Source organism: Flaviaesturariibacter aridisoli (genome assembly GCF_004343705.1).
Taxonomy (GTDB): Bacteria; Bacteroidota; Bacteroidia; order Chitinophagales; family Chitinophagaceae; genus Flavisolibacter; species Flavisolibacter aridisoli.
Genome location: NZ_SKFH01000012.1, coordinates 66,424 through 81,270 on the forward strand (window position 1 = coordinate 66,424; position 14,847 = coordinate 81,270).

At 61.3% G+C, this 14,847-nt stretch carries 9 protein-coding genes; 4 read left to right on the plus strand and 5 right to left on the minus strand.

Features of this window, described 5'->3' with window-relative positions:
- The first annotated feature begins 56 nt into the window (after positions 1-56).
- Positions 57-3,452, plus strand: coding sequence for an ATP-binding protein (locus E0486_RS09615; protein WP_131851950.1), 3,396 nt, complete (start codon positions 57-59; stop codon positions 3,450-3,452).
- A 261-nt stretch (positions 3,453-3,713) separates the two neighbouring features.
- Positions 3,714-3,974, plus strand: coding sequence for a short-chain dehydrogenase (locus E0486_RS09620; protein ID WP_131851951.1), 261 nt, complete (start codon positions 3,714-3,716; stop codon positions 3,972-3,974).
- A 147-nt stretch (positions 3,975-4,121) separates the two neighbouring features.
- Here the strand turns inward: E0486_RS09620 and E0486_RS09625 are convergent, their stop codons facing one another.
- A complete protein-coding gene (locus E0486_RS09625) occupies positions 4,122-5,900 on the minus strand; it encodes a UvrD-helicase domain-containing protein (protein ID WP_131851952.1) in 1,779 nt (592 codons plus the stop codon).
- Positions 5,900-6,262, minus strand: coding sequence for a hypothetical protein (locus E0486_RS09630; protein ID WP_131851953.1), 363 nt, complete (start codon positions 6,260-6,262; stop codon positions 5,900-5,902). Before E0486_RS09630 ends, E0486_RS09625 begins: the two co-directional genes overlap by 1 nt.
- A 289-nt stretch (positions 6,263-6,551) precedes the next feature.
- On the opposite strand from E0486_RS09630, the gene E0486_RS09635 reads away from it, so the two are divergent.
- Both E0486_RS09635 and E0486_RS09640 read left to right on the plus strand, forming a co-directional pair.
- Positions 6,552-8,969, plus strand: coding sequence for an outer membrane beta-barrel protein (locus E0486_RS09635; protein WP_165917269.1), 2,418 nt, complete (start codon positions 6,552-6,554; stop codon positions 8,967-8,969).
- A 62-nt stretch (positions 8,970-9,031) separates the two neighbouring features.
- On the plus strand, positions 9,032-9,463 hold the full coding sequence (locus E0486_RS09640) for a hypothetical protein (protein WP_131851955.1): 432 nt from the start codon (positions 9,032-9,034) through the stop codon (positions 9,461-9,463).
- 89 nt (positions 9,464-9,552) lie between these two features.
- On the opposite strand, the gene E0486_RS09645 is transcribed toward E0486_RS09640, so the two are convergent.
- Genes E0486_RS09645 through E0486_RS09655 form a run of 3 tightly spaced genes read right to left on the minus strand, consistent with a single transcriptional unit; the run spans position 9,553 to position 14,586 of the window.
- Complete coding sequence (locus E0486_RS09645) at positions 9,553-11,022, minus strand: PAS domain-containing protein (RefSeq protein WP_131851956.1); 1,470 nt, start codon at positions 11,020-11,022, stop codon at positions 9,553-9,555.
- 4 nt (positions 11,023-11,026) lie between these two features.
- A complete protein-coding gene (locus E0486_RS09650; RefSeq protein WP_131851957.1) occupies positions 11,027-11,464 on the minus strand; it encodes a response regulator in 438 nt (145 codons plus the stop codon).
- On the minus strand, positions 11,461-14,586 hold the full coding sequence (locus tag E0486_RS09655; RefSeq protein WP_131851958.1) for a PAS domain S-box protein: 3,126 nt from the start codon (positions 14,584-14,586) through the stop codon (positions 11,461-11,463). The genes E0486_RS09650 and E0486_RS09655 overlap by 4 nt, the downstream gene beginning before the upstream one ends.
- Positions 14,587-14,847: the final 261 nt, after the last annotated feature.

Consider the following 14,847-nt stretch of genomic DNA (forward strand, 5'->3'; position numbering starts at 1 on the left):
GAAGACAACGTCCGGGCACTATCTTTATTGATCATCTTACTGACCCTTAACCTCATATGACCTCTACGGAAGGAATCAAATCCATACCCGATTTTTTGCAGGGAGGCGGTGAGCTCGGCGAGCGCATTCGTGCGCACGGCTGGGCAGATACGCCGCTTGGCCCGGTCAATTCCTGGCCGCAAAGCCTCCGGACCTGTGTTCGCATCATGCTCGCATCGCGGCAGCCGATCTGGATCGGCTGGGGCCGCGAACTCATTAAGCTCTACAACGATCCCTATAAAGCCATCGTGGGGGGCAAGCACCCCTGGGCGCTCGGACAACCGGCGTCGGTGGTGTGGCAGGACATCTGGCGCGACATCGAGCCGATGCTCGAAACCGTCATGGAGCACGACCAGGGCACGTACGTGGAGTCGCAGCTCCTCATTATGGAGCGCAATGGCTACCCCGAAGAAACCTATTACACGTTTTCCTACACGCCCGTGCCCGGCGACGACGGCCGGCCGGCCGGCATGATCTGTTTCAATACCGACGACACCGACCGCATCATCAGCGAACGCCAGCTGCGCACGCTCACCCGTCTCGGCAAGCTCCTCACCGATCCCCGGAACAACGAGGAGGTGGTGGAAAAAACCCTCGAGGCGCTGGTAGATAACCCGCACGATTTTTCCTTCGCCGTGTACTACCACTGGTCGGAGGGCCTCGCCCGCCTGGCGGGTGCGGCCATGGAGGGCGTGCAGTTGCCGGCGCAGGTAGATCCCAAGGCGACGGGTCTCCTGGCAGAAGCGTTCGCGGCCGCCCTCGGCAGCCGCTCCCTGCAAGTGCTCAACGCGACGCAGGTCAGCAGCGCCGCGCTGCCGGCCGGCGCCTGGGGCGTTCCGCCAACATCCGTTGCCATCCTGCCCATATATTCTTCGGGAAAAGAACCGTACGGCTTCCTACTGTTCGGGATGAATCCATACCGCCTGGTGGATGAAAAATACGCGGGCTTCTTCTCGCTCGTGGCCGACCAGGTGGCTACCAGCTTTGCCGACGTGCACCTGCTGGAAGAAGAACGAAAGCGCGCCGAAGCCCTCGCCGAGATCGACCGGGCGAAGACGACCTTTTTCTCCAACATCAGCCACGAATTCCGCACCCCGCTCACGCTCCTGCTGGGACCTGTCGAAGACGCGCTCAACGATCCGAATACCATCCCGGCCAACCGGCCACGGATGGACGTGGCCTACCGCAACGCCCTGCGCCTGCAGAAGCTTGTCAACACGCTGCTCGAATTCTCGCGCATCGAAGCGGGCCGCCTCGAGGGCAGTTTTGCCCGCGTGGACGTGGTGACCCTTACCCGCGACCTGGCCAGCACCTTTCGCTCGGCCATTGAAAAGGCGGGTATGCAATTGTATTTCGACATGTCGCCGGTAGCCGGCGAGGTATATGTCGATCCTGAGATGTGGGAGCGTATCATCCTGAACCTCGTCAGCAACGCATTCAAATACAGCGAGGCGGGCTCCATCACCGTGGGCGTGCGCCAGGATGGGAGCGATCTTGCGGTGTTCGTTGCCGACACGGGTATCGGCATTCCCGAAGACCAGTTGTCGAAGGTGTTCAACCGCTTTCACCGCATAGAGGCCCGCGGCGGCCGGAGCCAGGAAGGCACTGGTATCGGTCTGGCAATGGTGCGCGAGCTTGTGCGCCTGCACGGCGGACGCATCGATGTGGAAAGCCGCCCCGGCGAAGGATCGCGCTTTACCATTTACCTGCCCCTGGGGCGGCAACACCTGCCGCAGGACCGCATCGTGGCCGCGGCGGCTACTATGTCGGGCCATTCCGACATCTTTTTGCAGGAAGCCCTCAAGTGGATCCCCGAAGCGCAGGACGCGGAGCGCGGCCTCACCGACGAAGAGCCGGTGGCCCGCGAGGGATGCCCCACGGTGCTCCTGGCCGATGACAATACCGACATGCGCGATTACGTGCGGCGCCTGCTGAGCGGGAACTTCCGCGTACTCACCGCCCGCGACGGCGAGGAGGCTGTGCGCCTGCTGGAAACTGAGCGCCCCGACCTGTTGCTGTCCGACGTGATGATGCCCCGCCTCGATGGCTTCGGCCTGCTGCAGCATGTGCGGGCCCACCCGGAGCTCAAGCACACTCCGGTGATCTTCCTGTCGGCCCGCGCGGGCGACGAAGCCAAAGTGGAAGGGCTTGACGCCGGCGCCGACGACTACCTCGTAAAACCGTTCTCCGCCCGCGAGCTGCTGGCCCGCGTGGAAGGCAATATCAAGATCGCCGAAAGCCGGCGCCATGCCGAGCACAACCTGCGCCGCGTGATCCACCAGGCGCCGGTGGCCATGACCATCCTGCGCGGCCATGACCTCGTGATCGACATGGCCAACGACCGGGCGCTCGAGGTTTGGGGCAAAGCGGCCAGTGAAGTGCTGCACAAACCGGCCTTCGAAGCCTTCCCCGAACTGGCCAGCCAGGGGTTCGAAACTATTTTGGAAGAGGTTTACCGGGAAGGGAAACCTTTTGTGGCCCATGAAATGCCGGTAGAGCTGGTCCGCCACGGACGCACCGAAACGATCTTCATCAACTTCATTTACGAACCCCTGCGTGACCTGCGGGGGAAGGTGGATGGCGTCGTAGGCGTGGGGGTGGAGGTGACCGACTCCGTGCGCGCGCGCCTGCGGATGCAGGAGAACGAGCAATACCTGGAAGCCGAAGTGGCCCGGCGCACGCTGGAACTGAAGACGCTTAACGCCGACCTGCACCAGTCCAACCAGGACCTGCAACAGTTTGCCCACGTGGCTTCCCATGACCTGAAGGAGCCCCTACGTAAGGTGAAGACCTTCATCAGCCGCCTGACCGAAGACCCGGAGACGCGCTTTTCGGAGCGGGGGCACGGCTTCCTGCAAAAGGTCAACTCGGCTGCCGACCGTATGTACGCCATGATCGAAGGAGTGCTCAAGTATTCGATGCTGAACGCCGCCGGCCAGCCGACCGAGCAGGTGGACCTGCAGCAGGTGATGCGCCAGATCGAGCAGGATCTGGAGCTGCCCATTACCCAAAAGAAGGCATTGGTGCAGTACAGCCAGCTGCCGGTGCTGGAAGGAGCCTCGGTGCTGCTGTACCAGCTTTTTTACAACCTCATGAACAATGCGCTGAAGTTTGCGCGCCCCGGCGGCGTTCCCGAGATCAGCATCAAGGCGCAGCCCGTGGAACCCGATTCGGTAGAGATCCGCTTTACCGACAACGGCATCGGCTTCAGCCAGGAGCAGTCCGACCGCATCTTCGACCCCTTTACGCGGCTGCACTCCAAAGACAAGTTCGAAGGCACCGGCCTCGGCCTGTCGCTTTGCCGACGGATCGTGCACCGCCACGGCGGGACCATCCGGGCCCTCGGCCGCGAGGGCGTTGGGGCCGAATTCGTCATCCGCTTGCCGCGCAAGCAAACGCAGGGGCTTTTATAGGAGTTCCGAAAAATCGCTGAAAAGGCTGCCATCTGGCGGCCTTTTCCGTTTCAACCGCCCTGTTAAAGGGTTTTAACACGGGCGGGCACCGCAAAAAGCGTAGCTTTACGGCCCTCCCCGGCACTGTGCGCCATAGTTTTTTCGACGGCGCGCCCTGTTCCCGAACTTCACTGTTGGCGGACCCGCCTCAAAAACGGTCGGCCCGGAGGCAGAACCGCGGTAGCCCTCCGCGTATTCCCGCATCTTTCGTAAATTGTAACAATGACCACAGAAGAAATTCAAACATTCCTGACCCGCCACCCGGCAGACTCCCCGATCAAGATCTCCTTCAAGAAGCGCGATGCCATCCAGGGCATGTTCATCAAGGACCGCGACTACAGTGATCTGAGCTCCAAAAACTTCTGGCGCATCGTGACCAAGACCAACCTCGACGCCTACAAGAAGTCGAAGGACATGAACCTCTCCCGCATTTTCCACGGCTCCGACTTCCAGAAGCTGAGCGTGGTGAAAGAAGAAGTGTAAGCTTTACCCATCAGACCGATCGCGAATTCATTCGCTTCCCGATACTAAGGAGAGACGCCATTGCTGCGTCTCTTTTTTTATGCCCTGCCTTTCGCCGCTTCTTATTCGAAATGCGCAACGCTTCGCAAGCGGCAGCTTCCGTTCCGATCATCCCTCTTCGCCCAGGCTTCCGAGCTTGCGCAGCCGCGACAGGATCACTCCTTTGCTGCGGCCGAAGTGCCCCGACAGGTCGGTGAGCGAGCGGCCCTGGTGAAACATCCGGCGCAGCTCGGCGTCGGTTTCGGGCGTCCAGGGCTCATGGGCATTCTTGCTTTGGAGGCGGCTTTCGAGGAAAGTGCGCTTGCCGGCGCCCGCTTTTTTCACATAGGGTCCGTTGCGGCTTTCGATATCGCGCTGGAGCTCGGTCAGCGCCGATTCCGGGGTTTTAATGACGTTGATATCAGCGGAGGCTTTAAAGTCTTTCGGGAGCAGCGCCTCGGGCAGGTGCAGGTGGCGCCGCGCGCGGGTGAGCGCCACGTACAGGAGGTTGATCTCCTCGAAGGTGCGCACACGATTGAGGGTCTCCTTTTTCGCAGCCAGCCGCTCCAGCTTCGTTTCCGTTACAAAGTCGGCGGCGAGGTGAACCGTGTCGTACTCCATGCCTTTGGCCCGGTGCACGGTAGAAAAGATCATTTCAGCCTTGTGGCGCTCGGCATCGCCCACGTGGCGCGCTTTGAGGGCGCGCAGCAGGTCGAAGATCTCGTTGCCGTATTCGCGCACGATCTCGAGCAACGTGGCCAGGCCGGCTTCTTCCGTTTTTTCGATGTATTCTTCCAGGCCTTCCAGCGAGCCGAGCTCGCGCAGCAGCGGGTCGCGCACTTTGTCGGGTTGCCCGTTATAGAGGTACAGCACGTCATAAAGCGAGGCGCCTTCTTCGGCGTACGTATAGGAGTTGATATTTCCTTCGAAATAAATGTGCTGCACCGAGCGGTTGTCGGTGATGTAGCGGATGGCGGCGAGCAGCAGGCCCAGGTTGCTGCGGGCGATGGTGGCCGCCGTGCCGCCGCCTTCGGCCGTGCCCTTTCCTTTGATGTCGATGAGCGGCATGTCGCCGAAGTAACCCTTCCAGGAAAGTACCTGCGTGGCCAGCCGGGCAATATCGGCACCGAAGCGGAAAGAGGCCGTCAGGCCATAGGCGGGAAAGTCCACGCCTTCGAGTGCGTTGACGGCGCCGCGCCAGCTGTAGATCTGCTGGTGCATATCGCCCACGATCAGCTTTATGGCGGGCTGCTGCAGGAATACGTCGAGCATCGCCGGCGACGCATCCTGGCCCTCGTCGAAGAGGATATAGTCGAAGGGAAGCACGGGCCGCGACAGCTGGAACTTCTTGAGGTAAAAATCATGTGTGCACTCGATCTCGCCCTTGTCCATCTGCGACAGCAGCAGGCGCGTGCCGCGCTCGATGGCTGCATAGTGGTTGCTGACAAAAGTCCTGGCCTTATCGTCCTGCACCAGCGCGCTGTAATTGATGTCGGTAACGCGCGCCTCGGCACTGTTGCAGAAATGCGCTACGAACTTGCCGATATGGTTGGCAAGGATATAGGCGCCGTGCTTTTCGCCGCTGATCTGCAGGCCGAGGAGGCCGGCAATTTCGCGGGTGTTGTAGCCCGAGGAGCGCACCCGGTAACCCTGTCGCGCCACCACTTGGCGGAAGGCAAGGGAGTGCGCCGTTTCCACGCGCACGCCGTTCATGCCGAGGGCGGCGAAGCGGGCGGCAGCCTCGTTGCGGACGGTGCGGTTGAAGGCCAGGTATAGGATCCGGCTGCCGGCGGGGCGGGTGGCGGCATACTGGATCAGCGTGGTGGTCTTGCCCGAGCCTGCTACTGCATTGATCTTGAGGGGCCCTTGCGCGGCGAGGATGGCGTTTTGTTCGGCGGTTAGCTGCATCAGAAGGGGCAAAGGTACCGATCGTTGTCACTATTTCCCGCGTCCAGCAGGGCTTCCCAGCGCCGGCTGACAGCACGGCGGAACAGGCCGCCGATACAGTGGCTGAGGGTGAGTGCATCAAGGTGAAGAAAATGCTGGGCGTTGTCCACGATATCCGACTCGGGCAGGAAGAGCGGCTCGCTGCCGGCGCAGATAAACCCGAGAAAGTAGAAGCGCTCGGCGCCATTGCGGAAGCGGAGCTGCACATCGACCCAATCGGGCGATTGCCGCAGCAGAACCGAGCGCAGGCTTTTGCGGAGCTGGCGGCCCCAGCGCCGCTTCAGCGCGGGGTATAACTCCAGGGCATCAATAGGTGGGGGCATGGTCAGACTTTTTTGCGAAGCTATCCGGTTGCGGAGGGCCTTTCCAAGGGATTTCAAACAGGATTCGCTGGGAATTTTCACACGCACTCCTGTTGTTTTCCGCAACAGAAAAAAGGATGGAAGTTGTGCAATGGAGGAGAAGAATAGAAAGGTCGGAAGAGTAGCTGTACGAGAAGCCTGCGGGCGTCTCTTTTTCGCTCATGTAAAAAACGGACGGGCAATCCGGGGTCCCGCGACCGGCCAACGAAAGAACCGCCGCTCCGCGGCGCTTTTGCGCAACTTTGCCTGGATGCTTCTGAAAAAACACTACTTCCTGTATACCCTGGCCGCGGCGCCCTTGTGCGCCGTCGCCCAGGAGTCCGGCCAGGCCTCGGTTACCGTGCGCCACGGCGCGCAGGCGCTTCCCGCTGCGACCGTAGAACTACGGAAGCTGCCCGACTCTGCCCTCGTCAAGATCGGCGCCACCGACGCCTCGGGCGCGGCCCAATTCGGCGGCCTGCGCCCCGGCACCTACTTCTTCCGGGTGTCGCATGCCGGTTACGAGCGGGCCGCCACCGCCTCCTTCCAGCTTAACCCTTCTTCCGCGGCGTCCGCTTTGCAGGTGGACCTCCAGCCTGCCGGCACCCTCGCCGGCGTAACGGTCACGGCGCGCCGGCCCTTTATCGAGCAAAAAACCGGCAAGACGGTAGTGAACCTCGAAAGCTCCATTACCTCGGTAGGAAGCACCGTTGCCGAAGCCCTCGAGCGCCTTCCCGGCGTCAGCCTCGACAAGGACGGCAACCTCGCCCTCAAGGGACGCTCCGGCGTCAACGTATACATCGACGGAAAGCCGAGCAACCTGTCGGGCGCCGAGCTGGCTACGCTGCTGCAGGGCATGAGCGCAAGCAACATCAGCCAGATCGAACTGCTTGACCAGCCGCCGGCGCGTTACGAAGCGGCAGGCGGCGCTGGCGTCATCAACATCATCACGAAGCGTACGCGGCAGAAGGGATTCAACGGATCCCTGTCCACCGGGATTACGCAGGGTCGCTACACCAAGACCAACAACAGCCTCACCCTCGCCTGGCGCCGCGACCGCTGGAGCATCAACACGGGTTACAGCCTCAACGCGGGCCGCGGCTTTACCCACATCGACGCGCTGCGCACTTATTACAATGCTGCCGGTGCACCCGTATCGCTGGTAGAGCAGCCTTCGCAGATGAACGGCAACAACTACACGCACAACCTGCGGGCCAACGCCGACTTCGCCGCTTCGTCCAGGACGAGTCTTTACTTCGCTGCCAACGGCCTGCTGCTGAAACGTACCAGCGACGGCAACAACAGCGCCGAATGGAAGCAGCCCGGCGGTGCCATCGATTCGATCCTGCGCACCGAAAGCAACACGGCCACCAGGTGGCGCAATGGCGGTCTTGGCCTTGGCCTGCGCCACGCCTTCAGCAGCGCCCGCAACCTGTCGATTGACCTCGACGGGCAGTGGTACCGCATGCAGGGCGACCAGTACTTCGCCAACGGTGTGGTGCTGGGAACGGGCAGTACGCAGGCCTATCGTTCCGATGCACCGGGCGCGCTGCGCATCCTCTCGGCCCGCGCCGACTACAGTGCGCGGTTGAAGGCCTGGAGCTTCGAAACGGGCACCCGCTGGGCCGTCATCCGCACCGATAATGAAGTGCGGTACGAGGCCGACGAAGGGGCCGGCTGGCGCAGCGACGCGGGCCGCAGCAACCACTTCCTGTACGAAGAGCGCATCGGCGCCGGCTACGGGTCGGCCGAATGGAAAGGCCGGAAATGGACGCTGCAGGGCGGCCTGCGCTTCGAGGCCACGAGCTACGATGCGCGCCAGCTGGGCAACGCGATCGTAAAAGACTCCGCCTTCTCGCGCAGCTATTCCTCGCTGTTTCCCACGATGCTGCTTTCCTTCGAGGCCGACAGCAACCACAGCTGGTCGCTCAGCGCCGGCCGACGCATTGACCGGCCGCCCTTTCAAAAGTTGAATCCCTTCAGCTTCTTTATCAACAAATACACCGTGCAGCGCGGCAACCCGTACTTCCGACCGCAATACAGCTGGAACCTCGAGCTGACGCACAACTACCGCGGCTGGTTGCTCACGGGCATCGGGTACAGTATTACTACGGATTATTTCGCGCAGTTGTTCCCGGTGGAGGCCGGCGGCATCGTGGTATATACCGAAGGCAACCTCGGCCAGCTGCGGGTGTTGAGCCTCACGGTTGGCGTGCAACGCGCGCCGGTAAAGTGGTGGAACCTGTCGGCCAGCCTGCTGCTGCAGCACAAGTGGCAGGAAGGATTCGTGGAGCAGGCCTACACCGCGCAGATCACGCAGGGTACGCTCAACGTCAGCAATACGTTCCGCTTCGGCAAGGGCTGGTCGGCGGAGCTGTCGGGCCTTTACGTGAGCCGGAGCCAGAACGACATCCAGGAGATCGTAGACCCGGCCGGGCAATTGTCGGTGGGCGTTTCCAAAACGATCCTGAAGGGTGCGGGCACGCTGCGCCTCGCCGGCCGCGACCTGCTGTATACGCAGTGGATGAAGGGCAACACCGAGTTTCGCGGCGTCAGCGAATGGTTCAAGATGGTGCGCGACACGCGGGTAGTGGCGCTCAACTTCAGCTGGCGCTTCGGGAAGGCCTTCAAGCAGACGAAACGCAGCGGCAGCGCCGGCGAGGAAGTGCAGCGCGTGGGCAATGGGTAAAAAAAGGCGGGAACGGGCGCGGGGATTCAGTTTCACTGGAAAGAAGCACGTACATTCGCGCCATGGCACAAGCAATTCCCCAACTGCAATTGAAAGCCCTGGAAGTACTCCACGCGGCTGTGAGCGTTCCGCAGGAACCCAACGTGAACATCGGCAATTTTCATTTCAACATCAACCTCGATACGAAGGCCGATGCACCCAATAAATTACTGGTCCTGATCGTACAGGTAGAGATCAAAAACGAAGACCAGCAGCACATGCTGGGCTCCCTGGTGCTGAGCAACATCTTCGAGATCGCCAACTTCGAGCAGGTGATCACCGTGGAGTACGGCGGCAACCTCAACGTGCCCCCGCAGCTCACCGAGATGCTGGCCAACCAGGCCATCGCTACGGCCCGCGGCGCCATGTTCGGACTCTTCAAGGGTACCTTCCTGCACAACGCCGTGCTGCCCCTGATCGACATGCGCCCGCAAGAGCAGCAGCAGGGACAGTAAGCCGGTCAGCGCGTGCGTTGAGCCCCGACAGACAAATACGTTCGCATGGTAAAAGCAGCCCTTGGGCTGCTTTCTTTTTTCACAGCGGTCTACTGCTCACCATTCACCAGCTCGCCCGGCATGGTCTTTCCCGGCAACGGTATTTCTACGGTAAGCGTGCAGCCAAGGCCCGGTGCCGCATCGATCGTCAGCCCGCCGCCATGGAGCTGTGCGCGGTTGCGGATGTTGCGAAGGCCGATCCCGCTCTTTTTTACTGAAGGATCGAAGCCGGCGCCGTTGTCGGACACCTCGAGCCGCACCGACGCATCGCTTATGCTCAGTGCCACGGTGGCCTCGGCAGCGGCGGCGTACTTCTGGATGTTGTGGAGCTGCTCCTGCACGATGCGGTACAGCACAAGCCGGATCGCGGGCTCGATCCGGGCCGCGTCGCCGTTGACGCAGAGCCGGATGTGCGTGCCGCCAATGCCGTCGGTGCTTTCAATGAGCGCACGCAGGCCTTCGTCGAGGCCTACTTCGTCGAACGGCGGCGGCACCAGCTCGCGCGAGAGTTTCCGGATCTCCTCAATGGCGGTGTTCAGATGGTTGACGGTGCGTGGCAACAGTGTTTCGCGGAGGTGCTGCTCGCGCAGGGCCATTTCGGTCATCAGCTTACAGGAGGCGAGGATCTGGTTGATGTTGTCGTGGAGCTCGCGGCCGATGCCGGCGCGCTCCTGCTCCTGGGCGCGGATGGTGGTTTCGGTGATCCCGCGCTGGTAGCGCACCTGCTCGCTGGTGATGCGTTCCTGCAGCTCTTTGAGGTGCGTGATGTCCTGCATAGAGCCGATCATGCGGAACGGCTTGTTCTGCTCGTCGTAAAGTGTATAGCCGCGGTCGAGAATGCGGGCGTAGGTGCCGTCGGCCCTGCGGAAGCGGTATTCTTCTTCCCAGTGTTGCCGTCCTTCGTTGATGGCGTTGTGAATGCTCGTCAGCACGCGGTCATGATCGTCGGGGTGAAGCCGGTCCAGCCAGTCGTTGATGCTGCTCTGCAAAGCGTCCTGCGCATAGCCGAACTGCAACTCGAAATTTTCATTGAACCAGTTTTCGTTCGTCACCAGGTCCCAGTCCCACACCACGTCGGAAGTAGCCTTGGCTACCAGGTGGTAGCGGTCGATGCTGGCCTGCAGCTTAAGGCGGATCGCGTGACGCTCGATGCTGTATTGGATCACTTTCGCCAGGAGGCGCTCGTCGTAGTCGCCTTTTACGATATAATCCTGTGCGCCTTGCTGGATGGTGTTGATGGCCGTGTGTGCGTCGGTGAGGCCCGAGAACACCACGATCGGCACTTCGGGCGCCTGCTCGAAAAGGTGCTGGAACGTATCGGTGCCGTTGCTGTCGGGCAGGAACAGGTCGAGGAGAATGAGGTCGGGTTTTGCCGCCTCGATCTGCCGGCCGGCTTCGGCCAGCGTGGCAGCTTCGCGGACCGCCGAGAAGGCCACCGGCAGCAGGCGCAGGTGCTCTTTCAGCAAGAGCAGGTCGCCGGGATTGTCTTCAACGATCAGCAGGGAAAGGGGAGCGGACATACATTCAGTTTCGATAGGAAGGCAGTTTTACGATCGACAGCCAGAAGGCCTCGATCTTTTGCACGATCGACATGAACTTGTCCAGGTCGACGGGTTTGGTGATGTAGCAGTTGGCGTGGTTGGCGTAGGATTCGTGGACGTCTTTCTCCGACGACGAGGTGGTGAGCATCACCACCGGGATGACCTTCAGGCCGGGGTCCTGCTTGATCGTGGCGAGCACTTCCTTACCGTCGATGCGCGGCAGGTTGATGTCGAGCAGCACGAGGTCGGGTGTGGCCGCTTCTTCGTGGGGCGGCTCGCGGCGCAGGAAGCGAAGGGCGTCTTCGCCGTTGCGCGCCACCGAGAGCTGGTGGAGCAGATTTCCTTCCTGCAGGGCTTCGCGGGCGAGCATGATGTCGCCTTCGTTGTCTTCCACCAGCAGTATGTGAACAGGTTGGTTCATGAGGTTTTCGGGGTTTTGGGGAGCGTGAAATAAAACGTGCTGCCGGCGCCGGGAGACGAGTCTACCCAGATGCGGCCGCCGTGCTGGTCTACGATCTTTTTGGCCACGGCGAGGCCGATGCCGGTGCCGGGGTATTCGCTGTGGGTATGCAGTTGCTGAAAGATGACGAAGATCTTTTCAAAGTAGCGCGGCTCGATGCCGATGCCGTTGTCGCGGATGAAGAAGGTATAGCTGCCCTCGTCTTCGGTATAGCCGATGTGAATGCTGGGCGTGTCGCTCCGGTTGTACTTGAGGGCGTTGCCCAGGAGGTTCTGCCACAACTGGCGCAGCTGGCTTTGGTGGCCCCACACAACGGGCAGGGGCATGCTCTCCACGCGCGCGCCTTTTTCTTCGATACTGAATACGAACTCCTGGCGCAGTTCCGCAAGCAGCCGGTCGAGGTCTACGGCCTCGCGCGCGCCGGCGTTGGTGCCGATGCGGGAGAATTCGAGCAGGTCGAGGATGAGGCGTTTCATGCGCTCGGCGCCGTCGACGGCGAAATGAATGTATTGCCGCGCCGTGTCGTCGAGCTGCGCCGCGTAGCGCTTCGTCAGCAGCCCCATGAAGCTGCTCACCATGCGAAGCGGCTCCTGCAGGTCGTGGGAGGCCACGTAGGCGAAGCGCTCCAGCTCGCGGTTGGAAGCCTCGAGTTCGGCGGCGCGCAGCTTCAGCTGTTTGTTCAGCTCGCGCATTTCGATCTCGTTGAGCCGCTGCGCCGTTACGTCGTGGGTAACGCCGGTCATGCGGTAGGGATGGCCGTCGGCCTCGCGCGACACACGTACGCGGGCTTCCACATACATATACGAGCCGTCTTTGCGTTGCACGCGGTGCACCGGGAAGCGGGTGAACGTATCGTTGCTGTGCACGAACTGGTGCGCGGCGAAGCGGATGATGTCGCGGTCATCGGGGTGCAGCAGCGTACCGAAAAAGTCGTTGATGCCGGTCACGTCGTCGGGGCCGTAGCCGAGCAGCTCGTAAAAGGGTTCGTTGAAGTACAGGCCGCCGGTGCGCAGGTCGGCTTCCCAGATCACGTCGTAGGAGGCTTCGGAGGCGCGCTGGAAGCGGTCGTTGCTTTCGCGCAGCTGCTGCTCCATGAGGTAGCGCCCGGTGATGTCTTTCGACACGCCGATCATGCGCAGGGGGACGCCGTCTTCACCGCGCAGGAGGAAGGCATTGGCCTCTACGTAGACGGTGCTGCCGTCGGCTTTGAGCAGGCGGTGCACGGGGTAGGAGAGGTGCGTGTCGGTGCCTTGCAGGAACTCCGAAACAAGCGTTGCCAGCCAGCCGCGGTCGTCGGGGTGCGGGAAACTGGCAAATACCGCGTCGGGGTCTTGCAGCTCCTGGGCACTGTAGCCATAAAAGGTGGTGAAGGTGTCGTTGTAGTAAAAGCTGTCGGAGATGAAGTCGCGCTCCCAGATGAGGTCGTAGCTCGCATGGGCCGCCAGCTCGAAGCGCTCTTTGCTTTTGCGCAGTTCCTGCTCCATGGCATGGCGCCAGCTGATGTCGCGGGCGGAGCCGATGCGCTTCACCGGCCGGCCGTCTTCGTTGCGCACGATGAGCGAGATGAGCTCCGTATATACCAGGGTGCCGTCTTTTTTGAGCAGGCGGAGCAGCGGCACCTGGAGCAGGTTGTTGTGCCCGGCTTCCGCCGCCTCCAGGGCTTGCCGCAGCAGGACCCGGTCTTCGGGGTGTATCAGTTTCCCGTTGTTCTGAACCGAATTCAGTTCGCCCGGCCCGAAGCCGTAGAAGGAAGTGATCACGTCATTGTAGATGACGGCACCGGTTTCAAGGTCCACTTCATACACCAGGTCGAACGACGCGCGCGCGGCCAGCTCGTAGCGCTGGTTGCTTTCGCGGAGTTCGCGCTCCATCAGGTACTGCTTTGTAATGTCGCGGGTAACGCCGGTAAGCCGGTAGGCTTTGCCTGCTTCGTCGCGCGAGGCAATGGCGTTGGCTTCTACATAAATGAAGCCACCGCCTTTTTTCAAAAGGCGATGCACCGGGTAATGCAAATGCGTATCGTGGCCTGCAATAAAAGCAAGGCCGATGGAGCGAACGAGGGCGCGGTCGTCGGGGTGCACGATGCGGATTATATATTCTTCCGAATCCAGTTCCGTGGCGCCTTTGTAGCCGAGCAGGCGACTGAAGTTTTCGGTCAGTGTCAGCCGGTCTGCCAGGAGGTCCTGTTCCCAGATAATATCGTAGGAGGCGGCGGCGGCACGCTCGAAGCGCTCGTTGCTCAGGCGCAGTGCCTCCTGTGCCTGGAATTTCCGGGTGATGTCCTTGGAGTTGAGAATGATCCCGATCACGACGCCCTCCTGGAACAGCGGCCGCATGATCGTCAGGAAAACGCGGATGCTGCCGTCGGGCAGGTGGTGCTTGCGGCGCACTTCGTGTTGTTTGCCGGCCAGTACCGACTGGAAAAGCGTTTGCAGTTGCACCACGTCGGAGGGGCCGAGCAGCGAGAGGATGTTTTCCCCGCTGTGCATGCTGGCGCCATGAATGGTGCGGAAGGACGTTTCCGCGGCTTTGTTGAACGTAATGAACCGGTACTGCGTGTCCATGAGCACCAGGCCCTCGTCGGAGTTGTCGAGCACGAGCTGCAGGTTGTAGTCGAGCTGGCGCGCGTTGTGCTCGATGCGCTTCTGGTCGCTGAGGTCGGTGAAAGCGACGGAGATGAGGGGCTCGCCGCCGGGGCCGGTAAAGCGGCTCGACTGCCAGCGCAGGGGGAATCGCGTGCCGTCTTTGCGCAGCCCCGTTACCTCGGCCCGCACGTTGCCGGTGTTCTCGCGTTCGTTCAGGGCACGCGTCATGGCTTCGTCGGGCAGGATGAGTTCGTTGCGTGTCACCGACAGCAGCTCGCCCGGGGCATAGCCAAACAATTCGCTGGCTCCGAGGCTTGCCTCCAGGATCTCGCCCGACGGTGTAGCCAGCAGCAGTGCCGCCATACTGGCGCGGATGCACGACCGGAATACGTCGTCCGGTTCCGCCGTTTTGCTTATTCTTTCCTCTGAGCCATTCATTATAGAATCCACGATTGTCGGAACACGGGAAAGCCAGGTGAACTTTCCCTTCATTTTCATTGCAGTTGATTCAACAAAACCAATTTAAATGAAGCGCTGTCAACGGCACATTAGAATTTGTGAGTGGTAAGCACCCTGCGAAAACGGGCGCAAATGGCCGGATAAGTAAAAGTGCGGAGCCGTACTAATGTTCTCCTTTAAGGAAGGAGCGGAAATGTCTGCTAAACGGTGTACGCGCCTGCTGGTTGGGAACCAATTATTTTCTAATACAAAAGGCAGCGCGGGGCTGCCTTTTGTATGAGCGGATCGCATTTCGCGACT

What these genes read in the sequence shown, in the direction of transcription:
- E0486_RS09630 (WP_131851953.1), bottom strand. Translation starts at nt 6,262, where the DNA reads ATGCCCCCACCTATTGATGCCCTGGAGTTATACCCCGCGCTGAAGCGG.
- E0486_RS09645 (WP_131851956.1), bottom strand. Translation starts at nt 11,022, where the DNA reads ATGTCCGCTCCCCTTTCCCTGCTGATCGTTGAAGACAATCCCGGCGAC.
- E0486_RS09615 (WP_131851950.1), top strand. Translation starts at nt 57, where the DNA reads ATGACCTCTACGGAAGGAATCAAATCCATACCCGATTTTTTGCAGGGA.
- E0486_RS09655 (WP_131851958.1), bottom strand. Translation starts at nt 14,586, where the DNA reads ATGAAAATGAAGGGAAAGTTCACCTGGCTTTCCCGTGTTCCGACAATC.
- E0486_RS09620 (WP_131851951.1), top strand. Translation starts at nt 3,714, where the DNA reads ATGACCACAGAAGAAATTCAAACATTCCTGACCCGCCACCCGGCAGAC.
- E0486_RS09640 (WP_131851955.1), top strand. Translation starts at nt 9,032, where the DNA reads ATGGCACAAGCAATTCCCCAACTGCAATTGAAAGCCCTGGAAGTACTC.
- E0486_RS09625 (WP_131851952.1), bottom strand. Translation starts at nt 5,900, where the DNA reads ATGCAGCTAACCGCCGAACAAAACGCCATCCTCGCCGCGCAAGGGCCC.
- E0486_RS09635 (WP_165917269.1), top strand. Translation starts at nt 6,552, where the DNA reads ATGCTTCTGAAAAAACACTACTTCCTGTATACCCTGGCCGCGGCGCCC.
- E0486_RS09650 (WP_131851957.1), bottom strand. Translation starts at nt 11,464, where the DNA reads ATGAACCAACCTGTTCACATACTGCTGGTGGAAGACAACGAAGGCGAC.